General features: G+C 66.3%; 14 protein-coding genes. 8 read left to right on the top strand and 6 right to left on the bottom strand.

The features are described 5' to 3' along the window. Nucleotides 1-4: 4 nt before the first annotated feature. Complete coding sequence (locus MKK62_RS02690) at nt 5-946, bottom strand: SGNH/GDSL hydrolase family protein (RefSeq protein WP_434085067.1); 942 nt, start codon at nt 944-946, stop codon at nt 5-7. Nucleotides 947-1,169: 223 nt separating this feature from the next. Between MKK62_RS02690 and MKK62_RS02685 the strand changes: the two genes are divergently transcribed. The 3 genes from MKK62_RS02685 to MKK62_RS02675 are packed head-to-tail and all read left to right on the top strand — an operon-like array spanning nt 1,170 to nt 4,330. Then, nucleotides 1,170-2,222, top strand: a complete 1,053-nt coding sequence (locus MKK62_RS02685) for an alpha/beta hydrolase fold domain-containing protein (protein WP_240262528.1) — start codon at nt 1,170-1,172, stop codon at nt 2,220-2,222. Nucleotides 2,223-2,259: 37 nt separating this feature from the next. Then, nucleotides 2,260-3,651, top strand: a complete 1,392-nt coding sequence (locus tag MKK62_RS02680; RefSeq protein WP_240262529.1) for a cystathionine beta-synthase — start codon at nt 2,260-2,262, stop codon at nt 3,649-3,651. Between the two features lie 46 nt (nt 3,652-3,697). Further along, nucleotides 3,698-4,330 carry an RDD family protein gene (locus MKK62_RS02675; RefSeq protein WP_240262530.1) on the top strand — a complete coding sequence of 211 codons (633 nt, stop codon included), beginning with the start codon at nt 3,698-3,700 and terminating at the stop codon, nt 4,328-4,330. 1 nt (nt 4,331) lies between these two features. Here the strand turns inward: MKK62_RS02675 and MKK62_RS02670 are convergent, their stop codons facing one another. Next, entirely contained in the window at nt 4,332-4,682 is a 351-nt protein-coding gene (locus MKK62_RS02670) for a hypothetical protein (protein ID WP_240262531.1), read from the bottom strand. Between the two features lie 99 nt (nt 4,683-4,781). Between MKK62_RS02670 and MKK62_RS02665 the strand changes: the two genes are divergently transcribed. Continuing rightward, the gene (locus MKK62_RS02665; protein WP_240262532.1) at nt 4,782-5,942 is read left to right on the top strand and encodes a cystathionine gamma-synthase; all 1,161 of its coding nucleotides are present in this window, start codon (nt 4,782-4,784) and stop codon (nt 5,940-5,942) included. Here the strand turns inward: MKK62_RS02665 and MKK62_RS02660 are convergent. The 3 genes from MKK62_RS02660 to MKK62_RS02650 all read right to left on the bottom strand — a co-directional run bounded on the left by MKK62_RS02660 (nt 5,939) and on the right by MKK62_RS02650 (nt 8,799). Beyond that, entirely contained in the window at nt 5,939-7,477 is a 1,539-nt protein-coding gene (locus MKK62_RS02660; RefSeq protein WP_240262533.1) for a hypothetical protein, read from the bottom strand. The genes MKK62_RS02665 and MKK62_RS02660 overlap by 4 nt on opposite strands. Nucleotides 7,478-7,623: 146 nt before the next feature. Then, on the bottom strand, nt 7,624-8,118 hold the full coding sequence (greA, locus tag MKK62_RS02655; protein WP_240262534.1) for a transcription elongation factor GreA: 495 nt from the start codon (nt 8,116-8,118) through the stop codon (nt 7,624-7,626). A gap of 249 nt (nt 8,119-8,367) precedes the next feature. Next, nucleotides 8,368-8,799, bottom strand: a complete 432-nt coding sequence (locus MKK62_RS02650) for a DUF4307 domain-containing protein (protein ID WP_240262535.1) — start codon at nt 8,797-8,799, stop codon at nt 8,368-8,370. Between the two features lie 104 nt (nt 8,800-8,903). On the opposite strand from MKK62_RS02650, the gene mca reads away from it, so the two are divergent. From mca to MKK62_RS02630, 4 genes are read left to right on the top strand one after another with little or no spacing between them, the layout of a single operon-like run. Further along, entirely contained in the window at nt 8,904-9,776 is an 873-nt protein-coding gene (gene mca, locus MKK62_RS02645) for a mycothiol conjugate amidase Mca (protein ID WP_240263855.1), read from the top strand. Nucleotides 9,777-9,781: 5 nt separating this feature from the next. After that, nucleotides 9,782-10,027 (top strand): hypothetical protein, encoded by a 246-nt coding sequence (locus MKK62_RS02640; RefSeq protein WP_240263856.1) that lies wholly within the window; start codon nt 9,782-9,784, stop codon nt 10,025-10,027. Further along, nucleotides 10,014-12,017: a thioredoxin domain-containing protein gene (locus tag MKK62_RS02635; RefSeq protein WP_240262536.1), complete on the top strand. Its 2,004-nt coding sequence runs from the start codon at nt 10,014-10,016 to the stop codon at nt 12,015-12,017. Before MKK62_RS02640 ends, MKK62_RS02635 begins: the two co-directional genes overlap by 14 nt. A 10-nt stretch (nt 12,018-12,027) precedes the next feature. After that, the gene (locus MKK62_RS02630) at nt 12,028-12,390 is read left to right on the top strand and encodes a nuclear transport factor 2 family protein (RefSeq protein WP_240262537.1); all 363 of its coding nucleotides are present in this window, start codon (nt 12,028-12,030) and stop codon (nt 12,388-12,390) included. A gap of 11 nt (nt 12,391-12,401) precedes the next feature. Here the strand turns inward: MKK62_RS02630 and trhA are convergent, their stop codons facing one another. Beyond that, on the bottom strand, nt 12,402-13,151 hold the full coding sequence (trhA, locus tag MKK62_RS02625) for a PAQR family membrane homeostasis protein TrhA (RefSeq protein WP_434085018.1): 750 nt from the start codon (nt 13,149-13,151) through the stop codon (nt 12,402-12,404). Between the last annotated feature and the right edge of the window lie 30 nt (nt 13,152-13,181).

The raw sequence follows: 13,181 nt of genomic DNA, 5'->3' as shown, positions 1-13,181 counted from the left end.
CGGCCTAGCTGGAGGCCGGGACGACGATGGGCGCGGGCACGCCAGTGGTGGGCCGCCGCCACAGCCGGGAGAGCAGTCGCAGCATCGAATAGCCCGGTCCGGCTTCCGTCGCCGACGATGAAGGAAGGCCGGGCAGCGGCTCGCCGGCCCAGTCGCCGAGCGCGTGACACAGCGCCGGCAACAGCTGACTGGCGGCCAGGGCATAGCCGGCGGCCGACGGGTGGAACTGGTCGTCAGACAGCATCAAATGCGCCGAATGCTTGAACTCGTCGTTGACCAGCGAGGCGAGCGGCACCGGAACACCACCGGCCGCCCGGACGGCACCCGACTGCGCGCGGGCCAGTCGCAGACCCAGCGTGCGCACGGTCCACCGCAGCGGCTGCGGAATCGCTTTGACGACACCGAAATCGGGGCAGGTGGCTACCACGACAACGGCCCCGCTGGCGCACAGTCGTCGCACCGCCGCCCCCAGGCGACGAGCAGACGCGCCGATGCCATTCAGCGCCGTGACGTCGTTGGCGCCGATCAGGATGACTGCGGCGTCAGGTGGCGGACCGGCCACGAACATGGCGTCGACCTGTCCGGACAACCCCTTGGACGTGGCACCGACGATCGCCTTGGTGCTCAACCGAATCCGTTTGCCGGTCTGGTCGGCCAGCCCGCGCGCGATCAGCACGCCGGGGACCTCGTCGGCGGTCCGGCAGCCGTATCCGGTCGCCGTCGAGTCGCCGAAGATCATCAGGTGCAGGTCGAAGTCCATCCCGCGCTGCCAGCGTTCCACCGGGCCACCGCCCGGTGAGTAGACGCCGTCGGCGCGGGGCGGCACGTCCCAGGATTTCGGGATCACAGTGCGTGCCTTCGCGGCCTGCCCGATCAGCAAGTTTCGCGCCCCCACATAGGCGGTGCCGGTCGACGCCAGCGCGCCCGCTGCGGCCAGCGCGACCATCGAACCTCGCGGTGCGCGTCGTACCACGCGACCAGTTTAGTGCGGGTTGTGAGAACCCCGGGTTTAAGCCGTTACAGGTCGGGGCATTATTGGTATCGAATCTGACTCTTTGATTGTTGAAGTTCTTTAAGGTGTCAAGCTGAGTTAACGAAGTTGCTGCGGTCGAGGCTAAAGCCACTTCGTCAACATGTTTATCGCACTACAACGGCGTAGGAGTGTTGACATGACCGCACCAAGCAAAGTCTCGGGTTCTCCCCGGACCCCTCTTCGCGCCCGTGACGTGCTGCGCGCTCGCAGGTTTGCCGCCAGCGACGGCAAGCCGGTCGAGGTCATCGAGAGCGGACCCAGCCTTGCCGGGATGGTGGCCGCGCTGGCCTGCAAGCTGACCATCCGTCCGACACTCGGTGTGGTCAGCTACATCCCGTTCGTGCCGTTTCCGTTCGGCATCATCGACTTCGCCTGCCGGGCCCTTCTTCCGGGCCCGGGAACCGTCCGCACCACCGTCGAGCTGCCGCACTGCACCGCGCAGCTGGTCCGCGCTCCGGGTGTGCTGCCGGCCGACGGCAAGCGCCGGGTTGTGCTGTATCTGCACGGCGGCGCGTTCCTGACCTGTGGGGTCAACTCGCACAGCCGCATCGTCAACGCGCTGTCCAAGTTTGCCGATTCTCCAGTGCTGGTGGTCAACTACCGTCTGATTCCGAAGCACTCGGTGGGCCAGGCGCTCGACGACTGCCACGACGCCTACCAGTGGTTGCGGTTGCGCGGATACCAGCCCGACCAGGTTGTGGTGGCCGGCGACTCGGCCGGTGGATACCTGGCTCTTGCTCTGGCGCAACGGCTTCAGCAGGCGCACGAAGAACTCGCGGCGCTGGTCGCGATCTCGCCGCTGCTGCAGCTGGCGAAGGAACCCAAGCAGTCGCACCCCAACATCAAGACCGATGCGATGTTCCCCGCCAAGGCTTTCGACGCCTTGCTCACCCTGGTCGCCAAGGCTGCGCGCAAGCACATCGTCGACGGCAAGCCCGAGCAGCTCTACGAGCCGCTGGATCACGTCGAGCCCGGCTTGCCCCGGACGCTGATTCACGTGTCCGGGTCCGAGGTGCTGTTGAACGACGCCCGCCTGGCCGCCCGGGCCCTCGCGGAGGCTGGCGTGCCGACCGAAGTGCGGGTGTGGCCCGGACAGATCCACGACTTCCAGCTGGCCGGACCGATGGTGCCCGAGGCGGTCCGCTCGCTGCGCCAGATCGGCGAATACATTCGCGAGGCGACAGGCTAATGACGCGCGGCCTAGCCGCACCTGAGAACATCTACGCATGCGGATCGCGCAGCACATCAGTGAGCTCATCGGCAACACTCCGCTGGTTCAGCTGACTTCGGTCGTGCCGCCGGGCGCGGGCCGGGTGGTGGCCAAGGTCGAGTACCTCAACCCTGGGCTGAGTAGCAAAGACCGGATCGCGGTGAAGATGATCGACGCCGCCGAGGCCAGCGGCGAACTCAAACCGGGCGGCACCATCGTCGAGCCGACGTCTGGCAACACCGGTGTCGGGCTGGCCCTGGTCGCCCAGCACCGGGGATATCGCTGCGTTTTCGTCTGCCCGGACAAAGTCAGCGAGGACAAGCGCAACGCGCTGCGCGCCTATGGTGCCGAGGTCGTGGTGTGCCCGACCGCGGTGCCGCCCGAGCATCCGGACAGCTACTACAACGTTTCCGACCGGCTGGTCACCGAGATCGACGGTGCTTGGAAGCCCGACCAGTACTCCAATCCGCAGGGCCCGGCCAGCCACTACGAGACCACCGGACCGGAGATCTGGGCCGACACCGACGGCCAGGTCACGCACTTCGTCGCGGGCATCGGCACGGGCGGAACCATCACCGGTGCCGGCCGCTACCTCAAGGACGCCTCCGGCGGGAAGGTCCGCGTGATCGGCGCCGACCCAGAGGGTTCGGTGTATTCCGGCGGCACCGGACGGCCGTATCTGGTCGAAGGCGTCGGCGAGGACTTCTGGCCGAAGGCCTACGACCCGACGGTGGCGGACGAGATCATCGCGGTGTCGGACTCTGACTCGTTCAACATGACCCGCAGGCTCGCCCGCGAGGAGGCGCTGCTGGTCGGTGGGTCGTGTGGGATGGCGGTGGTCGCGGCGCTGAAGGTGGCCGAACAAGCCGGCCCGGACGCGCTAGTGGTCGTGCTGCTGCCCGACGGCGGCCGCGGCTACATGTCGAAGATCTTCAACGACGCCTGGATGTCGTCGTACGGCTTCCTTCGTACCCGGCTGGACGGCTCGATCGAGCCCACGGTCGGTGACGTGTTGCGCGGCAAATCCGGTCACCTGCCCGACCTGGTGCACACCCACCCGTCGGAGACTGTGCGCGACGCGATCAGCATCCTGCGCGAGTACGGGGTCTCTCAGATGCCCGTCGTCGGCGCCGAGCCGCCGGTGATGGCGGGCGAGGTGGCGGGCAGCGTCTCGGAGCGTGAACTGCTGTCGGCCGTCTTCGAGGGCCGCGCCCACCTGGCTGACGCGGTCAGCGCGCACATGAGCCCGCCGCTGCCGATCATCGGCGCCGGTGAACAGGTCAGTGCGCTGGCCAAAGCGTTGCGCGACCTGGACGCCGTGATGGTCGTCGAGGAGGGCAAGCCCGTCGGGGTCATCACCCGCTACGACTTGCTGGGCTTCTTGTCCGACGGAGCGTCACGCAAGTAGCCCGACGTCCCCACAGACCACGCACGTCACGCACAGAAAGTCGCTGATGACCGAACAACCGCCACCGTCGTCGTTCCCGCCACCACCTCCGCCAGGTGGCGGCAGCTACCCGCCGCCGCCCCCGCCGTCGGGCGGATACGTGCCGCCGCCGCCCGGGCCGGTGCTGCGAGGGCTGACCCGCGACCAGTACACGCCGTGGGTGATCAGGGTCGCGGCCTACCTCATCGACCACGCCCCGCTCGCGTTGATTTTGGGCGTCGGCTGGTTAGTGCTGGAGAATTCCGTCGACAGCGCATGTCTGACCAACATCACGATGAGCACCGTCGAGCAGATCTGTTCCGTCGGTTATTCGACAATTGGGCTCACCGTGATGTGGATTGCGCTGCTGGTCGCGCTGGGCTACTTCATCTGGAACTTCGGCTACCGCCAGGGCACTACCGGATCCAGCATTGGCAAGTCGATGCTGAGGTTCCAGGTGGTCAGCGAAAACACCGGCAAGCCAATCGGTTTCGCCATGTCGACGCTGCGCGCGATCACTCACGTGGTCGACGCGGTCGTCTTCTTCGTCGGGTATCTGTTTCCGCTGTGGGACGCCAAGCGCCAAACGCTGGCCGACAAGATGATGGCCACGGTTTGCCTGGCGACTAAAGCTCCACCGGCCGAGGGGGCCACGCCCTAGGTTATGGGTGCCACGTCTCGATACGACAGTTCGTGAACGTCCCGGGGTCACAGACCAGCCCTGTCTGCGGCGGTGGTGGCGGTGGCGGCTCGTCTCCCTCCCAGATGGTCCGGGCGACGTTGCCCCCGCCCCCGACGTACCAATAGGTGTGGCAGATGCTCGCGTCCCAGCGGACGGGGTCCACCCTGAGGTTCCCGGTCTGCACCGGAGGGTCGCCCGGGCACCAGCGGCACGGCCCTCCCGGGCTGTCCGGCGGACAGCCCGGCCAGCTGGCGGCAGCCGGGCCGGCCGCCGCGGTCAGGCCGCTCCACACCAACACCGCCGACGCCAGCATCGTGAGTATTCGTCTCATAACTGATCATTGTGACCGCGGGGGACCGCCCAGCACATGGGTCGATTTCCCTATTTCCAGCGTCCGCCCGTCGCTGTGCCGTGACTAGGCTGATCGTCGATGAGCGGACACGAGCATTTCGCCAAGGCAGGCCTGTCCACCAAGGCCATTCATGCCGGCTACCGGCCCGACCCGGCGACCGGCGCGGTCAACGTCCCGATCTACGCCAGCAGCACGTTCGCCCAGGACGGGGTGGGCGGTCTGCGCGGCGGGTTCGAGTACGCGCGCACCGGCAACCCGACCAGGGCCGCGTTGGAGGCCACGCTGGCGGCTGTCGAGGACGGCCGCTTTGGCCGAGCGTTCAGCTCGGGCATGGCGGCTACGGATTGCGCGTTGCGCACCCTGCTGCGTCCCGGCGATCACCTGGTGATCCCCGACGACGCCTACGGCGGCACGTTCCGGCTCATCGATAAGGTGTTTGCGCATTGGGGCGTCGTCCACACCCCGGTCGCACTAGCCGACCTCGACGCGGTGCGCGCGGCCGTCACGCCACAGACCCGGCTGATCTGGGTCGAGACACCGACCAACCCGCTGCTGTCGATCGCCGACATCGCCGGTATCGCCGCGATCGGCACCGAGTGCGGCGCGAAGGTGTTGGTGGACAACACGTTTGCCTCGCCGGCGCTGCAGCAGCCGCTGACCCTTGGCGCCGACATCGTGCTGCATTCGACGACGAAATACATTGGCGGGCATTCCGACGTGGTGGGCGGTGCGCTGATCACCAATGACGAGGAATTGGACACCGCCTTCGCGTTTCTGCAGAACGGCGCCGGCGCGGTGCCGGGACCATTCGACGCGTACCTGACCATGCGCGGCTTGAAGACGCTGGTGGTCCGGATGCAGCGGCACAGCGAAAACGCTTCGGCAGTAGCACATTTCCTCGCCGAGCACCCCGCGGTCGAGTCGGTGCTCTACCCCGGATTGGCGAGCCATCCAGGACATCAGGTCGCTGCCCGGCAGATGCACGGTTTCGGCGGCATGGTCTCGGCGCGGATGAAGGGCGGACGCGCCGCGGCGCAGGCGCTGTGCGCCGCCACTCAGGTGTTCATCCTGGCCGAGTCGCTGGGTGGGGTCGAGTCGCTGATCGAGCACCCCGGCGCGATGACGCATGCGTCGACAGCCGGATCTCAACTTGAAGTTCCCGACGACCTGGTTCGGTTGTCGGTCGGTATCGAGGACCAGGCCGACCTCATCGCCGACCTCGAGCAGGCGTTGGGTTAGTTGGGTTTGCAATCGCCGCTCATTGGCGGAATTTTCCACCCCCATTTCCCCCGATAGTTGGGGACGTCCAGTTGCAGGCACGCAGCATCCTTGGGGGCGCTGACGACGACAGAACTGAAGGTGTGGGTGCCGGGGGATATCGGCTTGGAGATCCCGTCCGTACCGGGACTGCACTGCGCGTGCAGGTAGAGGCTTCCCGTCAAATTCCCGTGACTGTCCCGGACGCTCCAGTGCGGAAGAGTGAGCGCGTATGGAGCGAATTGGTTGGCGAATTGATCGACGTCCGACCACATTTCGATATTGAACCGCAAGTACTGCTGGTTTTCGATGGGAGCCCTAGGCGATTCGTGGCACTGAGCATTCGGCTGGATGTCGGTTATCAGGAAAGACACTTGGTCGGTAAGCCAGCCTCGCGCACCGTCGTCGTTATCGCCGGGCTTAGCCGGATGCGGTGTTGTAGGTGCTACCTCCCGTTTCCAGGTGGTGAACTCATTGTTGTGCTGCCACTCCCAGGCTGGGAGCGCAAAGAAAAGGCAGGCGGACAACGTCGCCACCGTCGCGAACGAAACCCTTGTCGCAACACTTCGACAACCAGGCCCTTTGTCATGGCGTTCGCGATAGCGAGAAGCCAGTTCTATCCCGGCAAGTATCATCAGCGCGGAAGCAATGACGGCAATCGCAACGCTGACGTTGATAGCCAGTTCGCTTTCGGACCGCTGTCTCGCGGCTTGAATTGCGGCCGCGATTGCGACCAGGGCTACCGCAGGAATTAGCAGGAGTCGCACCAACAGGTCGAGTTCGGTGGCATAGACGGGTAGCGCCTGAACGGCGTCGTACCCGCTCGCCTCGACCTCCGACATCTCCTTCAACTTGCGGCGAACAAGGTAGAACGCCGGAAGTAACGGCAGGATTGCCAAGATGGCTGACCAAATCACGATCAGTGCCGCACCGGCGAAGTAATAGGCTTCGAGCGGGTATTGGAGTGCTGCCAGTCGGTGGGCGTTGGCGAATGCCGTGACCACGGCGGCGCGATTCACCGTGATCGCGGCTGTCGCCAAGTCGCCGAACAGGTTTCGGTAGCCGGCGTGAAGCAACAATGTCAGCAGATAGGAAAAGGCTAGTACTGCCAGTGGTATGACCGGCAAAATCAGCGTCAGCCTCAACCTGGGCGGCAGCGACCGTTCAAAATTCTCCAGCATGTCCAGGTCATCGGTGTTTTCGTCTGAGGTGCCGCGCACAGCGCACTTCATGACGCCGGCTTTGAGCGCGTCGGCGCTTCGATATAGATAGCGCACCAAAAGGGCGGACACGAAATACCGCAGCGCTGGAAACGTGCGCAATTTGCGCGGTACCCAGCCGCTGTCAAAAGAGACTCCGGTAAACAGGCGCCCTTTGTTTATCTGGTCCAGCGCGTCGCTGTAAGCAGAGAGCAGACTGCGCAATTCGGGCGTGACACCGGCCGATTCGCCTGTGCCAGCCGTGTAATTCATCGGTCGCGTCGCGGGCGCTTCGACGCCGTTGGTGGTCGTGGTCATGGCGGGTCCCAGGTTGTGCGATTCGTTCGCGCAGCCTAAGCCGACATCTCAGAGGCCCACCTGAGTAGCGCACTACTTAATTTGGTAGCGCCGGCCGCCGTCGTACCCGGCCAAATCTGGAGCCGCGGCCGTTGCCCGCCGATCCGTTAGGAGTGGTAGGGCTCCGCGCTGACCAGCGTCACCTTGACGGTGCTGCCGTTGGGCACCGTGTAACTGCGCGTCTCGCCTTCTTTGGCGTCGATCAGCGCGCCGCCGAGCGGCGAGTTCGGTGAGTAGACCTCGAGCTTGCCGTCGTTGACGGCCTGCTCGCGGGTGCCGATCAGGAACGTCTCGGTGTCCGACTCGTCGTCGTTGTAGTACACCTTCACCACCGAGCCGGGCAGCGCGACGCCGGACTGCTTGGGCACCTCACCGACCTTCGCGTTGTTCAGCAGGTCCTGCAGTTGCCGGATGCGGGCCTCTTGCTGGCCCTGCTCCTCGCGGGCGGCGTGGTAGCCGCCGTTCTCGCGCAGATCGCCTTCTTCGCGCCGGTCGTTGATTTCGGCGGCGATGACAGGACGATTCGCGATCAACTGATCGAGCTCGGACTTGAGTCGATCGTGTGACTCCTGGGTCAACCAGGTCACCTGGGTGTCCGTCATCTCGTCGTGCTCCTTGTGGTGTCGGTTGGGCGGTATACCGCCGCGGCAGGCTGTCGGTCGTGCTGCCGGGCGGTTCCACCTCGGGTACTGCCGACCTCAGTAGTCGGGCGAACCCCCTGTGCGGCACATGGCCGCTAATGCAGCAATACACGGTCCCAGCCGGAACCGTGCATCCGTGCAGCCTACCACCGCCGCCGCGATGTCCGAGGCCATTTCCGCAGTTCGCAGTTTGCTCGGCGACGACGAGGATCAGGGCGCGCGAAGGTAGCTGGGCACATCGGTACCGCAGCCGTAGATGTCGCCGACGGCTGCGGGCTTGCTGGCCTTCAGTACCGTCGTCACCTGCACGGTCGCCCGGTTCGACGGGGGAACCAACACCTCGCGCCGGCCCGCTTCACTGCCGTCTTTCGCACGGACCCGAACGATGCAATCGACGGCTCGCGATGGGTCTTTTCGGGTCACGCTGATCGTTACTGAGACGGTCTGGCCGTCGACGAGTGAATAACCAGCCAGCGTCCCTTCGACGTCGCCGCGGCCCATCCGGTGATAGGCGAGCAGGGCCAGCGCGAGGCAGGCGGCGACGACCACCGCTGACAGCGCGAGGAATACGCGGCGGGACGGGAGCGATGGGCGGCCGCGCCCGTAGCGGGATTGCGGCGGCGCAGGGGAGCGTTCAGTCATGGCGTCGGGGTCGGTGCCGGGGGTTTGGCGGACCCGACATCGGAAGGTGGAACTATTAGACCTGGAACTATAAGCGCGGAAGACAGTAGATGGTCAGGGAGCACGTGAGCGAACTGCGGTTGATGGCGGTACACGCCCACCCGGACGACGAGTCCAGCAAGGGTGCTGCCACCCTTGCCCGCTACGCGGACGAGGGACACCGCGTGCTAGTGGTGACGTTGACCGGGGGCGAGCGCGGCGACATCCTCAACCCGGCCATGGACCTGCCGGAAATCCACGGGCGCATCGCCGAGGTCCGTCGCGACGAGATGGCCAAGGCCGCCGAGATCCTCGGCGTCGAACACACCTGGCTGGGCTTCGTCGACTCCGGGCTGCCTCAGGGAGATCCACCGCCGCCGTTGCCGGAGGACTGTTTCGCGCTGGTACCGCTGGAGACGCCTACGGAGGCGCTGGTGCGCGTCATCCGCGAATTCCGGCCGCACGTGATGACCACCTACGACGAGAACGGCGGCTATCCGCACCCGGATCACATTCGCTGTCACCAGGTTTCGGTGGCCGCTTACGAGGCGGCCGGCGACTACCGGCGCTTCCCGGGTGCGGGGCCGGTGTGGTCGGTCTCCAAGCTCTACTACAACCACGGATTCCTGCGTCAACGAATGCAGAAGCTGCAGGACGAATTCGCCAGGCGAGGGCAGACCGGCCCGTTCGAAAAATGGCTCAAGCACTGGGATCCCGCGCACGATGTGCATGCCGAGCGCGTGACGACGCGGGTGGAGTGCTCGGCGTATTTTAGTCAGCGCGATGACGCGCTGCGCGCACACGCCACCCAGATCGACCCCAAGGGTGATTTCTTCGCCGCGCCGATCTCCTGGCAGCAAGAGCTCTGGCCCACTGAGGAATTCGAGCTGGCCCGCTCGCGTGTTCCGGTGCGACTGCCCGAGACCGACCTGTTCGCCGGAATCGAGGATGCATCGTGACCCAGTTGCACGTGGCCGCATGGGCGCTGCTGGCCGAGAACGGACCCCGCAACAGTGGACCGGATTTCGGCAAGGCCAGCCCATTCGGGTTGCTCGTCGTGGTCCTGCTGCTGATCGCCGTGGTGTTCCTGGTGCGCTCGATGAACCGGCACCTCAAGAAGCTTCCGGACTCGTTCGACCCCCAACATCCCGAGCCGGATCAGGCCGTCGACGACGGCACGATCGACCAGCCGCGGCATGAGTCCGGCTGAGTCCGGCGGGCAGAATCAGCTCGCACTGGCCGCCAGCCCGTATTTGCGTCAGCACGCCGATAATCCGGTGCATTGGCGACAGTGGTCGTCGGCCGCGCTGGCTGAGGCCGCCCAACGTGATGTGCCGGTGCTGCTTTCGATCGGATATGCCGCCTGCCACTGGTGTCACGTGATGGCTCACGAGTCGTTCGAGGACGACGAGGTGGCCGCGGTGATGAACGCCGGCTTCGTCTGCGTCAAGGTCGACCGCGAGGAGCGGCCAGACATCGACGCGGTCTACATGAACGCCACCATCGCGCTCACCGGTCAGGGTGGCTGGCCCATGACGTGCTTTCTGACGCCGGACGGACGACCGTTCTTCTGCGGCACGTACTACCCCAAAGAAGGTTTCCTGCAACTACTTTCGGCGGTCTCCGAGACCTGGCGCGACCGCCGCGACGAGGTTGAGCAGACATCCGATCAGATCGCGGCGGAGCTGCGGTCGAGGGCTGAGGGCGTTCCCGGCGGTGGACCGCAGGTCGACCCGGCGCTGTGTGACCATGCGGTGGCACTGGTGCTGCGCGACGAGGACACCGCGCACGGCGGCTTCGGTGGCGCACCGAAATTCCCGCCGTCGGCGCTGCTGGAAGCGCTGCTGCGGCACTGGGAACGGAACGGCTCCCCGGCCGCCCTGGCTGCGGTCCAGCGTGCCGGGACGGCGATGGCTCGCGGCGGTATGTACGACCAGCTCGCCGGTGGATTTGCCCGTTACAGTGTCGACGACGCCTGGGTGGTCCCGCATTTCGAGAAGATGCTGTACGACAACGCGTTGTTGCTGCGGTTCTACGCGCACTGGGCGCGTCGCACCGGTGACCCGCTGGCGCGTCGCGTGACCGCCGAGACCGCGCGATTCCTGCTCGGCGAACTGCGCGACGACGCAACCGGCATGTTCATCTCGTCGCTGGACGCCGATGCCGCCGGCCGCGAGGGCTCCACCTACGTGTGGACGCCCGACCAGCTCGTCGAAGTACTCGGTGACGACGACGGACGTTGGGCCGCATCGGTTTTCGAGGTAACGGAGGCTGGAACCTTCGAAGACGGGGCATCGGTGTTGCAGCGGCCCGTCGAGGCCGACGACCGCGACCGCTTCGAGCGCGTCAGGGCCGCCCTGCTGTCGGCTCGGCTGACGCGGCCGCAGCCGCCGCGCGACGACAAGGTAGTCACCGCCTGGAACGGACTGGCGATCACCGCATTGGCCGAAGCCAGTGTGGTGCTGGCCGCACCCCAATTGGCCAGCGCCGCAGCGGATTGCGCGAAGGCGCTGCTGCGTCTGCACCTGGTCGATGGCCGGTTGCGCCGGGCCAGCCTCGGCGGCCGCGTCGGTGAGAGCGCCGCGATTCTGGAGGACCACGCGATGCTGGCCACCGGCCTGCTCGCGCTCTGTCAGCTGGTGCCGCACCCCGCCTGGCTGACCGCCGCCCGTGGCCTGCTCGACATCGCGATGGCACACTTCGCCGATCGGGAACGGCCGGGTCGCTGGTTCGACAGCGCCGACGACGCCGAGCAGCTGGTGCTGCGGCCGGCCGACTCCTACGACAGTGCGACGCCTTCAGGTGCGTCGGCGATCGCCGAAGCCCTACTTACCGCGGCGCATCTGGCCGGTGACGAACGCTACCTGCGCGCGGCCGGCCCCACGCTGCAGGCGCACAGCGTGCTGCTGGCTCGCGCTCCGCGTTCGGCCGGTCACTGGTTGGCCGTCGCCGAAGCCGCCGTGCGCGGGCCGCTGCAGATCGCGGTGTCCTGCGCCGCCCCGGACTCGCCGTTGCTGGCCGACGCGCGCCGTCTCGCACCCGGCGGGGCGATCGTGATGGGCGGCCCGATGGATTCCTCGCCGCTGCTGACCGGCCGCGACCGGGTCGGCGGTGCCGATGCGGCGTACGTATGCCGCGGCCGGGTATGCGATCTACCGGTCACGCGCGTCGAGGATCTCGCCCGCAACCTGTCGCGGTAGCCTGCGACCCATGCCGAGCGCCGAAGAGATCACCGCCGTCGTCAACCGCTACATCAGCCTTGTCAACAACGGCAGTGCGGACGACCTCGTCGAGTTGTACGCCGACGATGCCACCGTCGAAGACCCGGTGGGCGGCGAGGTACACATCGGCCGCCAGGCGATCCATGGCTTCTACTCCGCAATGGAATCCGTTCAGCGCCAATGCGAATTGGTCACGCTGCGGGTGGCCGGTCATGAGGCGGCGTTCCACTTCAAACTGACGATCAACGGCGCGATGGTCATCGAGCCTATCGACGTGATGGTCTTCGACGGCGAGGGCAAGATCAGCGCGATGAAGGCCTACTGGTCGCCCGACAGCGTCACCCAGCTGTAACGAAAGGCCGCTTAGAACACCGCGAACCAGATCGCGATGTAGTGACAGATCGCGGCGATCGCGGTGCAGGCGTGGAAAAACTCGTGATAGCCGAACGTGCTCGGCCACGGGTCGGGCCAGCGCAGCGCATACATGATGCCGCCGATGCTGTACAGCGTGCCGCCGACCGCCAGCAGCACCATCGCCGTCACGCCGGCGTTGTGCAGGATCACCGCGATGTAGAACGCCGAGACCCAGCCCATCACCAGATAGAGCGGCACACCCACCCAGCGCGGCGCGGTCGGCCAGCACATCTTGAGCAGCACCCCGGCCAGCGCGCCACCCCACACCATCCAGAGCACCAGCACGCCCGAGTCGTGCGGCATGGCCAGCACCGCGAAAGGCGTATAAGTGCCGGCGATCAGCACGAAGATCATCGAGTGGTCGAGGCGCTTCATCCAAGTCCGAGCCTTGACCGATTTCCAGGTGACCCGGTGGTAGACCGCGCTGGTGGTGAACATGCCCACTACCGCGATCGTGTAGACGAACGTCGACAGGCCCGCGGCGAGTCCGGCCAGCGGCCACGAGACCGAGATCAGTGACGCGCCGGCGAAGACGGCAAGGACGGCGAACACCAGATGGATCCAGCCCCGCGCCCGGGGCTTGACCAGTGCCTGGGCGGTGTCCTTGACGCCCTCGACGATGTGCTCGGCGACCTCGCTGACAGTGCTGGACGACTCCGTCGTCTCGGCCGGGCTCGCCACCTTGGTCTCCTGACTCAATTTGCCCCCCAAGAGTTGCCGATGTGCGGT

Source organism: Mycobacterium paraterrae (genome assembly GCF_022430545.2).
Classification (GTDB): Bacteria; Actinomycetota; Actinomycetes; order Mycobacteriales; family Mycobacteriaceae; genus Mycobacterium; species Mycobacterium paraterrae.
Note: the sequence above shows the minus strand (reverse complement) of the source record. Positions and strands in the feature narration are given on the sequence as shown.